The organism is Porifericola rhodea (assembly GCF_030506305.1).
Lineage (GTDB): Bacteria > Bacteroidota > Bacteroidia > Cytophagales > Cyclobacteriaceae > Catalinimonas > Catalinimonas rhodea.
The window spans coordinates 381,344-394,355 of sequence record NZ_CP119421.1 but is presented as its reverse complement, the minus strand read 5'-3'; the positions used below and the strand labels follow the sequence as shown (position 1 = coordinate 394,355).

The 13,012-nt window shown below is 41.6% G+C and carries 11 protein-coding genes; 5 read left to right on the top strand and 6 right to left on the bottom strand.

What is annotated here, in order from left to right; genetic code table 11:
• Positions 1 to 429: 429 nt before the first annotated feature.
• Positions 430 to 1,500: a T9SS type A sorting domain-containing protein gene (locus PZB74_RS01730; RefSeq protein ID WP_302240254.1), complete on the top strand. Its 1,071-nt coding sequence runs from the start codon at positions 430 to 432 to the stop codon at positions 1,498 to 1,500.
• A 38-nt stretch (positions 1,501 to 1,538) separates the two neighbouring features.
• Here PZB74_RS01730 and PZB74_RS01725 read toward each other — a convergent pair whose 3' ends face one another.
• From PZB74_RS01725 to glpK, 3 genes are read right to left on the bottom strand one after another with little or no spacing between them, the layout of a single operon-like run.
• A complete protein-coding gene (locus tag PZB74_RS01725) occupies positions 1,539 to 2,279 on the bottom strand; it encodes an MIP/aquaporin family protein (RefSeq protein WP_302240253.1) in 741 nt (246 codons plus the stop codon).
• 40 nt (positions 2,280 to 2,319) lie between these two features.
• The gene (locus tag PZB74_RS01720) at positions 2,320 to 3,879 is read right to left on the bottom strand and encodes a glycerol-3-phosphate dehydrogenase/oxidase (RefSeq protein WP_302240252.1); all 1,560 of its coding nucleotides are present in this window, start codon (positions 3,877 to 3,879) and stop codon (positions 2,320 to 2,322) included.
• A gap of 56 nt (positions 3,880 to 3,935) precedes the next feature.
• A complete protein-coding gene (glpK, locus tag PZB74_RS01715) occupies positions 3,936 to 5,426 on the bottom strand; it encodes a glycerol kinase GlpK (protein ID WP_302240250.1) in 1,491 nt (496 codons plus the stop codon).
• Between the two features lie 356 nt (positions 5,427 to 5,782).
• Here glpK and PZB74_RS01710 point away from each other — a divergent pair, with 356 nt between their 5' ends.
• Positions 5,783 to 6,625, top strand: a complete 843-nt coding sequence (locus tag PZB74_RS01710; RefSeq protein WP_302240248.1) for a universal stress protein — start codon at positions 5,783 to 5,785, stop codon at positions 6,623 to 6,625.
• Between the two features lie 51 nt (positions 6,626 to 6,676).
• Positions 6,677 to 7,966, top strand: a complete 1,290-nt coding sequence (locus PZB74_RS01705; protein WP_302240247.1) for a cation:proton antiporter — start codon at positions 6,677 to 6,679, stop codon at positions 7,964 to 7,966.
• Position 7,967: 1 nt separating this feature from the next.
• Here the strand turns inward: PZB74_RS01705 and PZB74_RS01700 are convergent, their stop codons facing one another.
• The gene (locus PZB74_RS01700) at positions 7,968 to 9,215 is read right to left on the bottom strand and encodes an ABC transporter permease (RefSeq protein WP_302240244.1); all 1,248 of its coding nucleotides are present in this window, start codon (positions 9,213 to 9,215) and stop codon (positions 7,968 to 7,970) included.
• A gap of 160 nt (positions 9,216 to 9,375) precedes the next feature.
• Here PZB74_RS01700 and queA point away from each other — a divergent pair, with 160 nt between their 5' ends.
• Positions 9,376 to 10,422, top strand: coding sequence for a tRNA preQ1(34) S-adenosylmethionine ribosyltransferase-isomerase QueA (gene queA / locus PZB74_RS01695; protein WP_302240242.1), 1,047 nt, complete (start codon positions 9,376 to 9,378; stop codon positions 10,420 to 10,422).
• A 13-nt stretch (positions 10,423 to 10,435) separates the two neighbouring features.
• Positions 10,436 to 11,113, top strand: coding sequence for a 2-C-methyl-D-erythritol 4-phosphate cytidylyltransferase (locus PZB74_RS01690; protein ID WP_302240241.1), 678 nt, complete (start codon positions 10,436 to 10,438; stop codon positions 11,111 to 11,113).
• A 40-nt stretch (positions 11,114 to 11,153) separates the two neighbouring features.
• Here the strand turns inward: PZB74_RS01690 and PZB74_RS01685 are convergent, their stop codons facing one another.
• A complete protein-coding gene (locus PZB74_RS01685; protein ID WP_090257868.1) occupies positions 11,154 to 11,375 on the bottom strand; it encodes a DUF2795 domain-containing protein in 222 nt (73 codons plus the stop codon).
• Positions 11,376 to 11,579: 204 nt separating this feature from the next.
• Complete coding sequence (locus PZB74_RS01680; RefSeq protein ID WP_302240239.1) at positions 11,580 to 12,980, bottom strand: DUF349 domain-containing protein; 1,401 nt, start codon at positions 12,978 to 12,980, stop codon at positions 11,580 to 11,582.
• Between the last annotated feature and the right edge of the window lie 32 nt (positions 12,981 to 13,012).

The following is a 13,012-nucleotide window of genomic DNA, read 5'->3' as shown; positions in this document are numbered from 1 at the left end:
CCAATGGCGTATAAAAGCCATGATGAATAAAATACTTGAATATGGCCTTAAAGTTTCAATTTGACAAAATTAAATGACTGGTTTGTTTGGCTTTTAACAGTTTGTGAATGGCTTAAGGCTGATAGTTATAAAGCCTTACATTTAGCAAAAAGAGGCTGTATGATGATTCATCGTATTCTTACTAATGTTTTTGCCTGAGTGAACTTACTTAAAATCTTTATCAAAGGTACTTTTATTAATAAATAGCAAATAAAAACTAAACATTTTAAGTATATATCATTACGGTTTTACACCAAAAAATCACGAAGGTAGAGATGTGGTGCTAACTCTTAGGTTTATTGTGATTTATGCAAGTAGCTTTGAGTTATAGTAGATAGTCCTGCGACAAAACTACTAATACTTTTATACCTGGCTAAACAACAACTTGAATTGAAAAGACTATTTTATCTACCCATGAGGTGTAGAGTGCTTACTTTATACCTGATGTTTTGTGCCTTTTCGGTGGCATACGGACAAACCAAAACAGCAGTAAGCAACAACGGAAACTGGCATAATCCTAATACATGGTCGCCAGTAGGTGAACCTGGAGACAATGACATAATTCTTATTCCTGATGATATAAGAGTGGTAGTAAGAGGTACGGATCACGTACTAAATAACGCAGTCCTTATTGTTGAAGGTGATTTGGTTATGGAGTCAACATGTTGGATTTGTGCAAACTATGGAAGTTTAACTTTTACCGGATCAGACGCCGGAATATTTCTGGAAGAAGGGGCAAGGGTTTTAGATGGCACAGCGCTGGGAGGCGATACGCATTTTATTTCAGTACTTGGGCAAACTTTCTGGAGCGGAGATAATTGCAATGCAAATTGTGGTATATACGAGGGAAATCAAACGGCTTCTACTGGAGGAATTTCGTTTCCTGAAGGTTTCTCCAACCCTCTTCCGGTAGAGCTTTTGTCATTTACTGCTGAAAGTATGAATGGAGGTGCTTTACTGAAGTGGGTAACTGCCTCTGAGCTTAATAACAGTCATTTTGATATAGAACGCTCTTTAGATGGAAGTCTTTTTTTTAAGGTAGGCAAAGTAGAGGGATCAGGTACTACCACTATAAAGCAAAATTATATGTTTGAGGATACCCAAATTGATTTTCAGGATGGCTATACGTTTTATTATCGCTTAAAGCAGGTAGACTTTGATGGGCAGTTTGAGTATTCTCCGATTGTAATCGTAAATATAGATTATGCAGGGCTGGAAAAAGTCTGGCCAGGTCAATTTGAGGATGTGATAAACATACAATTATCAGAAACAGCTTATAGTACTGTGTTATTGCGCATATTTGATTTACAGGGAAAAATCTGGCTAAGTGAGGAGAGAAATTTATTTAAAGGACTAAACAAGCTTGAATTAAGTGGCTTGTACGAGTGCCCTGCTGGTATATATGTGCTTGAAATAGTGAGTGATAGAATACGAGCGCAGAAAAAACTGATAAAACTATAAATTAGGGGATTTGCTCCCCTAAAAGGGTTTTCACAAAACTACTGAAGAAGTAAATAACAGAGCCCCGCTGAAACTCCTCCTATTATTGGTCCCAGGATAGGCACCCATGCATACGCCCAGTCGCTATCTCTTTTGTTAGCTACCGGAAGAATCTGATGCATAAACCTGGGCGCAAGATCTCTTGCCGGATTAATGGCATAACCAGTAGTTCCTCCCAGGGATAGACCTAATGAGAATACCAGAAACCCTACAGGAAGCGCACCCAGCGCCCCTAAGCCAAATTCTGTATCGGCGGATAAGGTGGAGGAAGTGAGGGTAGGAGAGGCGATATACAAAACAGCAAAGACCAATACGAAAGTACCAATAATCTCGGAGATTAGATTGTTGGCATAACTTCTTATCGCGGGTATAGTAGCAAATATGGCTAATTTCGCGTCTTTATCTTCGGTAAATTCCACATGTTGCCGATAAAATAACCATACTAGAAAGGCACCCGTAGCACCTCCTGCAAGCTGAGCTAATATGTAGATCGGTACTTTTGCCCATTCAAAAACTCCTGCTGCTGCCAGACCTAAGGTAACTGCCGGGTTGATATGCGCTCCACTATATTCGCTTACTGTAAAAACTGCCACAAATACCGCCATTCCCCAACCAAAAGTAATGACTATCCACCCACTGTTATTTCCTTTAGTACCTTTAAGCACCACATTGGCTACAACGCCATTTCCTAAAAGTATAAGCAAAGCGGTACCGATAAACTCCGCAATAAAGTTTGACATAGTTTGATGAGTAATTTTAAGTTGTTTACCTGAGTTCTATCTATTGTAATATGTATTCTTTGGCTAGTTTGCTGTATTGCTCTACCTGATCTTTTTGCCAGGCTTCATCTTTATCTAACTCATCGGCAAGTAGTTTTGCTACTTCAGGTGCCATCTCAATACTGGCACGTGCGTTTAGCAGCAGTGAGCGGGTACGCCTTGACAGAAAATCTTCTACAGTACGCGCCATCTCTTGTTGGGCTGCCCAAACTACCTGGGCTTTAACCGTAGGTAAATCTTTATGTATCTGTTCTCCTAGTTCAGGGCGACGGTTAATCAGCTTACGAATAGCGATAATGTCTGAACCGTAGAAAAACAAAGGATCTTCTGTATTTACGTTTTTAAGCCAGCCATGTATGCGCAGGTCTTTAGTTTTGGAAGGTTGCTCTTCCAGCCCGGCAATTAGTGATGCCTTATCAATGGTGTCTTCTCCCATACGTCTATAGGTAGTCCATTTACCACCTGTAATAGTTACCAGCCCGGAAACCGATACCATAAGAGAATGACTTCTAGAAAGCTGTGCGGTATTTTTGTCATCTCCGGTACTTACCAGCGGACGAAGGCCGGCAAACACACTTTGTACATCTTCTCTTTTAGGATCTTTGCTCAGGTATTTTGCTGCGTGCTCCAGTATAAAAGCTACTTCTTCTTCCAGAGCACGTGGTTCCAGAGAGGTACTGTCTACTGGCGTATCGGTAGTACCTACTATTGCTTTATTGTTCCAGGGGACTACAAAAAGTACCCGCCCATCATCTGTTTTGGGTACCATTATAGCGGAGTCTCCGGGCAAAAACTCTTTGTCAAGTACGATATGTACCCCCTGGCTCGGACGTACAATAGGTTTGGCATCAGGATTATCCATTTTAAGAATATCGTCTACAAAGACACCTGTAGCATTAATAACTACTCTACCCTGAATTTTATACTCTTTGCCGGTTTCTACATCTTCGGCTACCACTCCACTCACCATATCACTAGCCTTGATAAGGTTTTTTACCTTCATATAGTTAACCAGGGTGCCTCCGGTATCGGCACAACTCTGGGCAAGGTTGATGGCAAGGCGAGCGTCATCAAACTGACCATCGTAATAGATTACACCACCTCTTAGGCCTTCCGGCTCTACGGTAGGAATAAGCTTTAAAGTCTCTTCTTTAGATAAGCTTTTGGAAGGTCCTAAGCCCAGTTTTCCGGCAAGCACGTCATACACCTTCATGCCTACAGTATAGAAGGGGCCTCCCCACCAGTCGTAAGTAGGAATAACAAAGGCCTGGTTTCTTACCAGATGTGGTGCGTTTTTCATCATCAGTCCACGTTCATGCAGGGCTTCCACAACCAGGGACACATCTCCCTGTTGCAGATAGCGGACTCCGCCATGGGCAAGTTTTGTACTGCGGCTGGAAGTTCCTTTAGCAAAGTCTGCCTGTTCCAGCAGTAGGGTGGTATAGCCTCGGGAAGAGGCTTCTAGCGCAGCACCCAAGCCGGTGGCACCTCCTCCAATGACGATCACGTCCCAGATGGTATCATGTTCGGCAATGGTATTAATCATTATTTCTCTATCCATCTTAATCTTTGGGGTTGATAAGTACAGCTATCTAAAAAAGATGAGGATAAAATTGTTTACTCTTCAATCCATGATTTTGATCTTTCTACTGCTTTATCCCAATGTTTACGTAGTTCTGTGGCATCAAAGTCTTTATCTGGTGTAAAAGTACGATCTTCCTGCCATTGTTGTTGAATTTCTTCCAGACTGCTCCAGTAACCAACTGCCAGCCCTGCCAGGTACGCTGCACCCAGAGCTGTAGTTTCCATAATTTTAGGGCGTACAACAGGCATCTGAAGTAAATCGGCCTGAAATTGCATGAGCGTATTGTTGGCCGTAGCTCCTCCATCTACCCTAAGCTCTTTCAACTCTATATCTGCATCATCATGCATGGCTCTAAGTACGTCCATAGCCTGATAGGCAATACCTTCCATTGCTGCTCTGGCGATATGCCCGGCAGTAGTTCCTCTTGTAATTCCGGCTATTGTGCCTCTGGCGTATTGATCCCAGTGGGGAGCACCCAATCCGGTAAGCGCAGGTACCAGATAAACGCCACCATTATCATCAACACTATTGGCTAAAGCTTCTATTTCAGAAGAAGATTTAATAATTCCCAGGCCATCTCTAAGCCATTGTACTACAGCACCAGCAATAAAAATACTACCTTCTAGTGCATAAGAGGTCTTGCCATCTATTTGCGAGGCAATAGTAGTAAGTAGTCTGTTTTTAGAGCTTATTGGCTTTTCTCCGGTGTTAAGCACGACAAAGCTACCGGTACCATATGTGTTTTTAATCATACCGGGTTGCGTACACATTTGTCCGAAAAGTGCTGCCTGCTGATCACCTGCAATACCTCCGATTGGAATTGCCTCTCCAAACAATTCCGGGTCGGTTTTTCCGTATTCTTTACTGCTTGGTACTACCTGCGGGAGAATGGACATAGGTACGCCAAACTTTTTTGTGATGGTAGTACTCCACCAGAGTTTATGGATATCGTAGAGGAGTGTGCGGCTGGCATTGGTAACATCGGTGATGTGAAGCTTGCCTCCCGTAAGTTTCCAGATAAGGAATGAGTCAATTGTGCCAAAAGCGAGCTGTTCCTTCTCTGCTTTTTTGCGTGCTTCGGGCACATTGTCTAATATCCATTTTACTTTGGTGCCGCTAAAATAGGCATCGGAGATAAGGCCAGTTTTTTCGGTTATGGTTTCTTCAAAGCCCTCTTCGCGTAGTTGGTCACAGTATTTAGAGGTGCGGCGGTCTTGCCAGACAATTGCATTGTGTACGGGCTCTCCTGTTTCTTTATCCCACAATACAGTGGTCTCGCGCTGATTGGTAATACCGATAGCGGCTATTTGACTGGCTTTCAGGTGAGCTTTCTTGAGTACTTCCTGAGCTACTTGGAGTTGGGTTTCCCATATCTCATTAGGGTCATGCTCTATCCATCCAGGTTTAGGGTAGTACTGTTTAAATTCTTTTTGTGCAATGTCTATAATAGAACCCTGATGATCAAAAACGATAGCGCGTGAGCTGGTAGTGCCCTGATCTAATGCGAGGATATATTTTTCCATATGGTTAGTTGTGTTATTATAAAAATCTGAAGAGAGTTTAAAAATATAGGTTGTTCACTCTAAAACTGTCTGCTCATTTATGCATAATCTAGAGCCATGATACTAAAAATCTCTTAATTCTATTCAATATTAGCCCTCAATTTTGAGTTGTTTATAAAAACAGTCGTATTACACATTGTCCTAATAATGGCACAAGAAGGCATCATAAGGGCAAATCCATTCATTATCTTACAAATCGTTTTATCAACTAATGGTTTGTAAAAAAATAAAAACCATCATAAGCTCTTAGTTTAGCATAGCTTTTGGTTTCTTTCTGTTAATTTGTATCCAGTATTTATGATTCTTTTGCTATTACAATGTTCAAAAAATTAGCTATTGCATTAGCCTTCTCTCCTCGTTACGAAGCTATTCTTAGCGAAGCCCGTCGCTTTCAGGAGTTGTTCAAGGCCCAGCTTGTCATTATACATGTAGGTAACAAAACCGCTGATAAAGAAGAACTGCTGCATAGCAAGCTACAGGATATTGGTTTTGATGAGTCTGCAGTAAAGGTGGTATGGCAGAAAGGTGAACCCGCCAAGCAGATTTTAAAAGTGTGCCGTAAAGAAAAAGTAGACCTACTGGTGGCAGGTGCTATGCGCAAAGAGAATATCTTTCGCTACTATATAGGCTCCGTAGCCCGTACCATATTACGCAAGGCAGAATGTTCTGTGCTGGTAATGGTCAACCCTTCTAACCAACCCAAGCCATTTCGCAAAATTGTGATCAATGGTGGAGAAAATGAGGCATTGCTATCTACCCTTACTAAAGGCGTGGCCTTAGGTAAAATAGAAAAAGCCTCACAGGTACATGTGTTGCGCGAGGTGCGTATGCTGGGGCTAGCTATGGCAGTTGCCGGGCAAGAAGGTAATGAGAATGAATACAGCAAAACCAAAAGGAGAATTCTGGATGAAGAACTGCAAAACGTCAATCGGATGCTGGGCAAGCTGGATACCTCTGGCCTTAATATTAATGTCAAAGTTATTGCTGGTAAACCAGAGTTTGAGATAGCGAAATTTTCTCGTAGAGTAAAATCTGACTTGCTGGTATTGGGTGCTCCTGAGCATAAGCTGAATCTGCTTGACAGAATTTTTCCTCACGATATGGAATACCTACTGGCTGACCTTCCTACCAATCTTTTGGTTGTTCATCATAAGGGATAGCCCACCCTATACTTTTTTTGTTATCTTTAAGAAGGTTCATTTTTTTGTTGTATGGAAAAACTTAATCATGCAGAGGTTGTCAACCTACTGATACAGTTAAGCATGATGCTGGGCGTAGGCAGGCTGATGGCAGAATTATTTAGGGTTTTTAAACAACCAGCAGTGGTTGGAGAGATTATCGCGGGCATTATTCTGGGGCCTACAATCCTGGGTGCGGTCTCACCCGAAGCCTTTAGCTGGCTTTTTCCCGCAAGTGGTGCTACTGCTATCGCATTAGATGGCTTCATTCAGCTTTCTGTAATACTGTTACTTTTTATTGCAGGTATGGAAGTGGAGCTGCACATCGTATGGCAGCAAGGTAAACAGGCCCTGCTCACCAGCTTTTTTGCCCTTACTGTCCCCTTCATCTTAGGTTTTGTAACTACATATTACTTCCCTGATTTTTTCCAGTTAAGCAAAGAAAGTGATCAAAGGCTGGTATTTGCCCTCTTCATAGGTACAACAATGGCTATAACAGCTTTGCCGGTTATTGCGCGTATCCTTATGGATTTGTCCTTATTCAAATCTGGTATGGGCATGCTGATTATTGCTTCTGCTATGATCAACGACCTGCTGGGCTGGCTGATTTTTACTGTTATTCTAAGTATGTTGGGAAGTGGCTCGGGCATGGCCGTATGGCAGACAATTCTGCTAACAATAGGATTTACTTTGGTAATGCTTACTCTGGGTAAAGGATTGATTAATAAAGGCTTACCCTGGGTTAATAAAAAAATGACCTGGCCTGGAGGCGTATTGTCTATTGCTATGGCTTTTTGCCTGCTGGCAGCAGCTTTTACTGAGTTTATAGGTATTCATGCCATTTTTGGAGCTTTTATTATTGGAGTAGCGGTAGGAGATTCGCAACACCTTACCGAGCGTGCTAAAGAAATTTTACATCATTTCATCAATAGTATATTTGCTCCCCTCTTTTTTGTGTCTATAGGGCTGCATATCAATTTTGTAAGCAGCTTTAACCTTCCTCTGGTACTGGTACTAATTGTGCTGGCCTTTGTGGGAAAAGTGAGTGGTGCGTATTTCGGTGCGCGTAAAGGTGGCTTGGAATCTTCTCAGGCCTTGGCAGTCGGTTTTGGAATGAATACCCACGGAACGCTGGAGGTAATTCTTGGTGCTATAGCACTGGAAGCTGGATTGATAACCGAAGAAATTTTTGTGGCAATACTGGTTATGGTAATCTTTACAATAGTTACTTCTGCACCACTCATGAAGTACTGCCTGCAAATGAAAGTGAAAAACCCCCGATTAGCAGATGCTAAAGCCAAAACAGAGCAAAGTGTAGAATGATCTAGCTACGAATGGCTTCAACCGGGTCCATACGAGAAGCCACCAGGGCAGGTATCAATCCGGAAACTATACCTACCAGACAAGATACCGTCAATCCTAAGATAATATTTTTAGGGGTAAGAAGCAGCGTTAGTGAACCTAGTTGAATGAAGGTAATAAGATAGACCAGTAGCAGTCCTGCCAATCCTCCGATCAGGCTCAGAAAGATAGATTCAAACAAAAACTGAAAGAGGATAAAATGATTTTTTGCTCCTAAAGCTTTTTGTATACCAATAATATTGGTACGCTCTTTTACCGAAACAAACATGATGTTGGCTATTCCAAAGCCTCCCACCAGTATGGAGAAGCTGCCAATAATCCAACCTGCAATGCCAATGACATCAAAAATATTGCTGACAACCTCAGCAAAGGCTTCGGGGCGGTTAATCGCAAAATTCTCTTCTTCCAGTGGGCGTAGGCCACGACGGCTGCGCATAAGCCCAATCACTTCGTTTTCAAGCTCTATAAGTCCTTCATCATTCTCAAAGCCTCGCAACCCAATAGTAGAGCCTATTCCAAATCTGCTGCCGCTGGCGTATAATTTCAAGAAGCTGTTATAAGGAATGAGGCAGGTAGCATCCAGACTTGGTGTTTCAATTATATTTTCTCCCTGTTCTTCAAATACGCCTACCACTACATACTTAAGGCCTTTTATTTTAATTTCTTTACCCAAGGGGTTCGAGTAGGGGAAAAGCGTTTGAGCAATTTCGTAGCCAATAAGTGCTACATTTCTGGCCTGGTCAATTTCTCGGGAAGAAAAGTAGCGTCCGTAAGTTAAAGGAGTGTCGTATACCTGGTTGTACTCAAAAGAAACACCAATAAGCTGTACGTCATTCATACTACTGCTTTCGTGCTGTATTAATGCATTGCCCCGCTCAGCAAAAATAGTAAGACTGGAAGCCAGCGTGATGTTATCCTGAAGAAATTCAAATTCGGTTAGTGTAGGTTGTGGGCGTTTGTAATATTTCCACCAGGGGTAGTTGTCTTCAAAAATCCACGGCCATTTTTCTACTCGTATTACCTGATCGCCTAAAAAAGACAAACTATCCCGAATACTTCTTTCCAGCGAATCTACCACTGTAAACACAGTAATGATGGCAAAAATACCAATTGTAACCCCCAATAATGAGAGTACAGTACGCAGTACATTGGCTTTAAGGGCCTGCCAGGCAAAAACAAGGCTTTCAGCAACTAATTTGATGAAGATCATGTTAAGATATCCTATCTGCCAGCTAGTGGTTAATTTAGAATTGAATATGTGACGATTTCAAAACAAATGTGTAACTTTGCGATTTGCTTTACAGGTACGGCTGTCTTAGCACACATATTCCTTATTATTATAGCAAGCTAACTAATTCTGATTACATCTTATGAAATTATCGGCATTTAAGTTTGACCTTCCTTTAGAACTTATTGCTCAGTATCCCGCTGAAGTAAGAGACGAAGCACGACTGATGGTAGTACATCGCGATACTGGAGAAATCGAACACAAAGTTTTCAAAGATATCGTAGATTATTTTGACGAAGGTGATGCTATGGTAGTCAATGATACCAAAGTCTTCCCTGCCCGCCTGTATGGTAACAAAGAAAAAACTGGTGCACAGATAGAAGTTTTTCTTTTAAGAGAACTTAATCAGGAGATGCATCTATGGGATGTGCTGGTAGACCCCGCCAGAAAAATAAGAGTAGGAAACAAACTCTACTTTGGTGATGGTGAACTGGTAGCAGAGGTAATTGACAATACTACTTCTCGTGGTAGAACAATACGCTTCCTTTACGATGGCGAAAACGAAGAGTTCTACAAAATTATTGACTCTCTTGGTGAAACACCTCTCCCTAAGTATATCAAAAGAAAAGTTGAACCTGATGATCGTGAGCGCTTTCAAACCATATACGCAAAAAATGTAGGTGCGGTAGCTGCTCCAACGGCAGGTCTACATTTTACCCCCCAGGTGATGAAGAGGATGGAAATAAAAGGAGTACATATGCCTTCTATCACTCTCCACGTTGGTTTGGGTACATTTCGCTCAGTAGACGTAGAAGACCTGACAAAGCACAAAATGGATTCTGAAAACTTTGCTATCAGCAAAGAAACAGAAAATATAGTAAATAGCTCTCTAGACAATAAAAAGAGAGTATGTTCAATAGGAACTACCTCTATGCGTGCGCTGGAGTCTTCTGTATCTGCTAATGGGCGCCTTAAAGCAAATGAAGGCTGGACAGATAAATTTATTTTCCCTCCTTACGAGTTTAAAATCTGTAACGCTTTGGTAACTAACTTCCACTTGCCCCAGTCTACCTTACTGATGATGGCTTGTGCTTTTGGAGGTTATGAGCTGATTATGCATGCTTACGAAACTGCCGTTAAGGAGAAGTATAAATTCTTCTCTTACGGTGATGCTATGCTAATTATTTAAACAGAGCTTCGTTTTGCAAAAAATCGCTGTAATTGTAGCGGGCGGAAGTGGTGTAAGAATGGGGATGGCTATTCCTAAGCAGTTTTTAATGCTGCACGAAAAGCCTATACTCATGCGAACACTAGAAGCTTTTGCCCACTACGATCAGCAGTTGCAAATCGTACTGGTACTGCCCGAAGCGGAAAAAGATCGCTGGCAGCAATTGTGCGAAAAATACCACTTTCAAATTCCTCACCTCATCATTAGTGGGGGCGCAAATCGGACAGCCTCAGTCCGTAATGGCCTCAATGCCATTCATTTCTCAGAAGCTTTAGTAGCCATACACGATGGGGTTCGGCCCCTGGTAAGCCAGAAAATTATTCATCAGTCTTTTCAGGAAGCTGAAGCTAAAGGAAATGCAATAGTTTCTGTGCCGCTTAAAGACTCTATCCGGTGGAGTGTTAAGCAGAGCAACAAAGCAGTAGATAGAAGTGAATATCGTCTGATTCAAACGCCTCAGACATTTAAATTGTCACTGATTAAAGAAGCCTATGCGAATCTAGGGGCAGAGATGATGAGTGATGATGCCAGTGTATTAGAGGCAAGCGGAGTTACGATCAACCTAATAGAGGGTGACTATAAAAATATTAAAATTACAACGAAAGAAGATTTAAGAGTGGCAGAGGCGTTGTGGAGCTCCCTGCCTTCGTAAGCGCTATTAATACGCAAATTTTTGGCTCTTAAATCGTGGTTTAGTATTCGTCCTCGTTAAAGAAGAAATCTTCTTTAGTAGGGTAGTCAGGCCATATCTCTTCGATATTTTCATAAGGCTGACCATCGTCTTCCAATTCCTGTAAATTCTCCACTACCTCTAAAGGAGCTCCTGAACGGATTGAGAAGTCTATGAGTTCATCCTTGGTTGCAGGCCAGGGAGCATCCTCAAGATAAGAAGCTAATTCTAATGTCCAGTACATGATCCTAATCTTTTTCTTTTCTAATTAATTTGATTCAAATTATATAATGTAATAAAGTATTATTGCAAGTAAAATCTTAAAAAACATTCTTAGGATAACAAATTTCTTACCAGCAGTAAAAATAATATGTTACCTCTCCGTCTGTAATTACGAGATTAATAACATGCAATAAAAAAAAGTTCAAAACAACAAATTTCTATTTGATTATTTCTGGGCTCTAAGGCCGTTAATCAGCTCCTCCATCAACGCCTTCTTTACCTCTACTTTTCTTTGTTGTGCCTTCAGCTTAATGCTTACCTCACGGTCTACATTGTAAGTATTAGAAGAGAACTTTTCAACGTTTTCTTTATATACATCCAGTTCTTTTTCGTCTCTTACGATTAGGTTGCTTAAAAGATTAATTTTAAGGTTTATTTTTTCCTGAGAATCTATGTTATCATAATCAGGGTTTTTAGAGCGTACCAGGCGGTTGAGAAAGCTCTTTTCGCTGGCCATATCACAGGCTCTGGTAAAGTCAGAAGAGATACTGCCCCCTACATCACGAGGGAGTCTTCCTGTTCTTTTCCACAGAAATCTTAGCCTTTTTACATCTTCTACTACATCTTCACCTTCGCGTTCGGCAAGTTGAGTAGCCTGAGAGAGTAACTCTTTTTTGCGCTCAAGCATTTCTGTGATATTGTACTCAGGCTCAAAACGATTGTCTGGCCTTCTGCGTGGAGGGTAACTACTACCAGTGCCTCCTGAAGGGCGGTAGCCTCCACCACCTGAGGGGCGTGGTGAAGAAGATCGATATCCGCCTCCGCCCTGAGGAGAACGATAGCCTCCTCCAGAACCATAGCGATTCTGTGGTTTAAATACTTTGCCGGTTAAGTATCTGAAGTCTTTAAATAGCTTGCCGTATAATTTGGGGGGAATTTTACCGATATCACGCCAGTCTGATTGTAACTGTTTTACTCTTTCTTTTGCTGCCTGTCTGTCATCGCTGCGTAATAAGCCTCTTAGCTCATAAATGATATCGTAGTACTTTTGTATGCGCTCGCCAACCATTTTCTTGCGATCTTCGAAGAACTGGTTTCTTCGCTGGAAGAAATTATCTAAAACTTCGGTAAAGCGGCCTTCTATCTCTTCTTCATACTCTTTTTCAACAGCACCGGTACGAATCCATTTGTTTTTAATTTCCTTAAGCTGATCGGTAGCCTCCTGCCAGTCGGTGCTATGTTCAAAAGCTTCTGCTTCTACTATGAGTGCTCTTTTAATCTCCAGATTTTTTACGCGGTTTTTAGAGATAATCTCGCGTAGCATCTCTTCCAGTTCGTCAAGCTTATCGTATAACACGATATAGTCACCGAGGGCATCAAAATTAGCGAGCTGCTCTCGCATATGCACTAACTTCATCAGGTACGATCCTTTGTTATCGGACTCTTCTACTGCCTTGCTGAGGTTGTACACTTTGTTTTCCGCCATAGCAAAGCGGTCTTCAAAATACTTGATGGTCGATTCTTCACTTTCTCGGACCTCTCCGATCTCACGTTCGGGATATTCAAGAAAAGCATTACGATAGATTTTACCCTCTTTGATAAAACCGTAGGGATTCTTTGACTCCACTTTTCTAATGTTAGTTTAAGATTGATTATTAG

Coding starts and splice junctions, on each gene's coding strand:
- PZB74_RS01725 (WP_302240253.1), bottom strand. CDS start 2,279: ATGTCAAACTTTATTGCGGAGTTTATCGGTACCGCTTTGCTTATACTT.
- PZB74_RS01720 (WP_302240252.1), bottom strand. CDS start 3,879: ATGGATAGAGAAATAATGATTAATACCATTGCCGAACATGATACCATC.
- glpK (WP_302240250.1), bottom strand. CDS start 5,426: ATGGAAAAATATATCCTCGCATTAGATCAGGGCACTACCAGCTCACGC.
- PZB74_RS01710 (WP_302240248.1), top strand. CDS start 5,783: ATGTTCAAAAAATTAGCTATTGCATTAGCCTTCTCTCCTCGTTACGAA.
- PZB74_RS01705 (WP_302240247.1), top strand. CDS start 6,677: ATGGAAAAACTTAATCATGCAGAGGTTGTCAACCTACTGATACAGTTA.
- PZB74_RS01700 (WP_302240244.1), bottom strand. CDS start 9,215: ATGATCTTCATCAAATTAGTTGCTGAAAGCCTTGTTTTTGCCTGGCAG.
- queA (WP_302240242.1), top strand. CDS start 9,376: ATGAAATTATCGGCATTTAAGTTTGACCTTCCTTTAGAACTTATTGCT.
- PZB74_RS01685 (WP_090257868.1), bottom strand. CDS start 11,375: ATGTACTGGACATTAGAATTAGCTTCTTATCTTGAGGATGCTCCCTGG.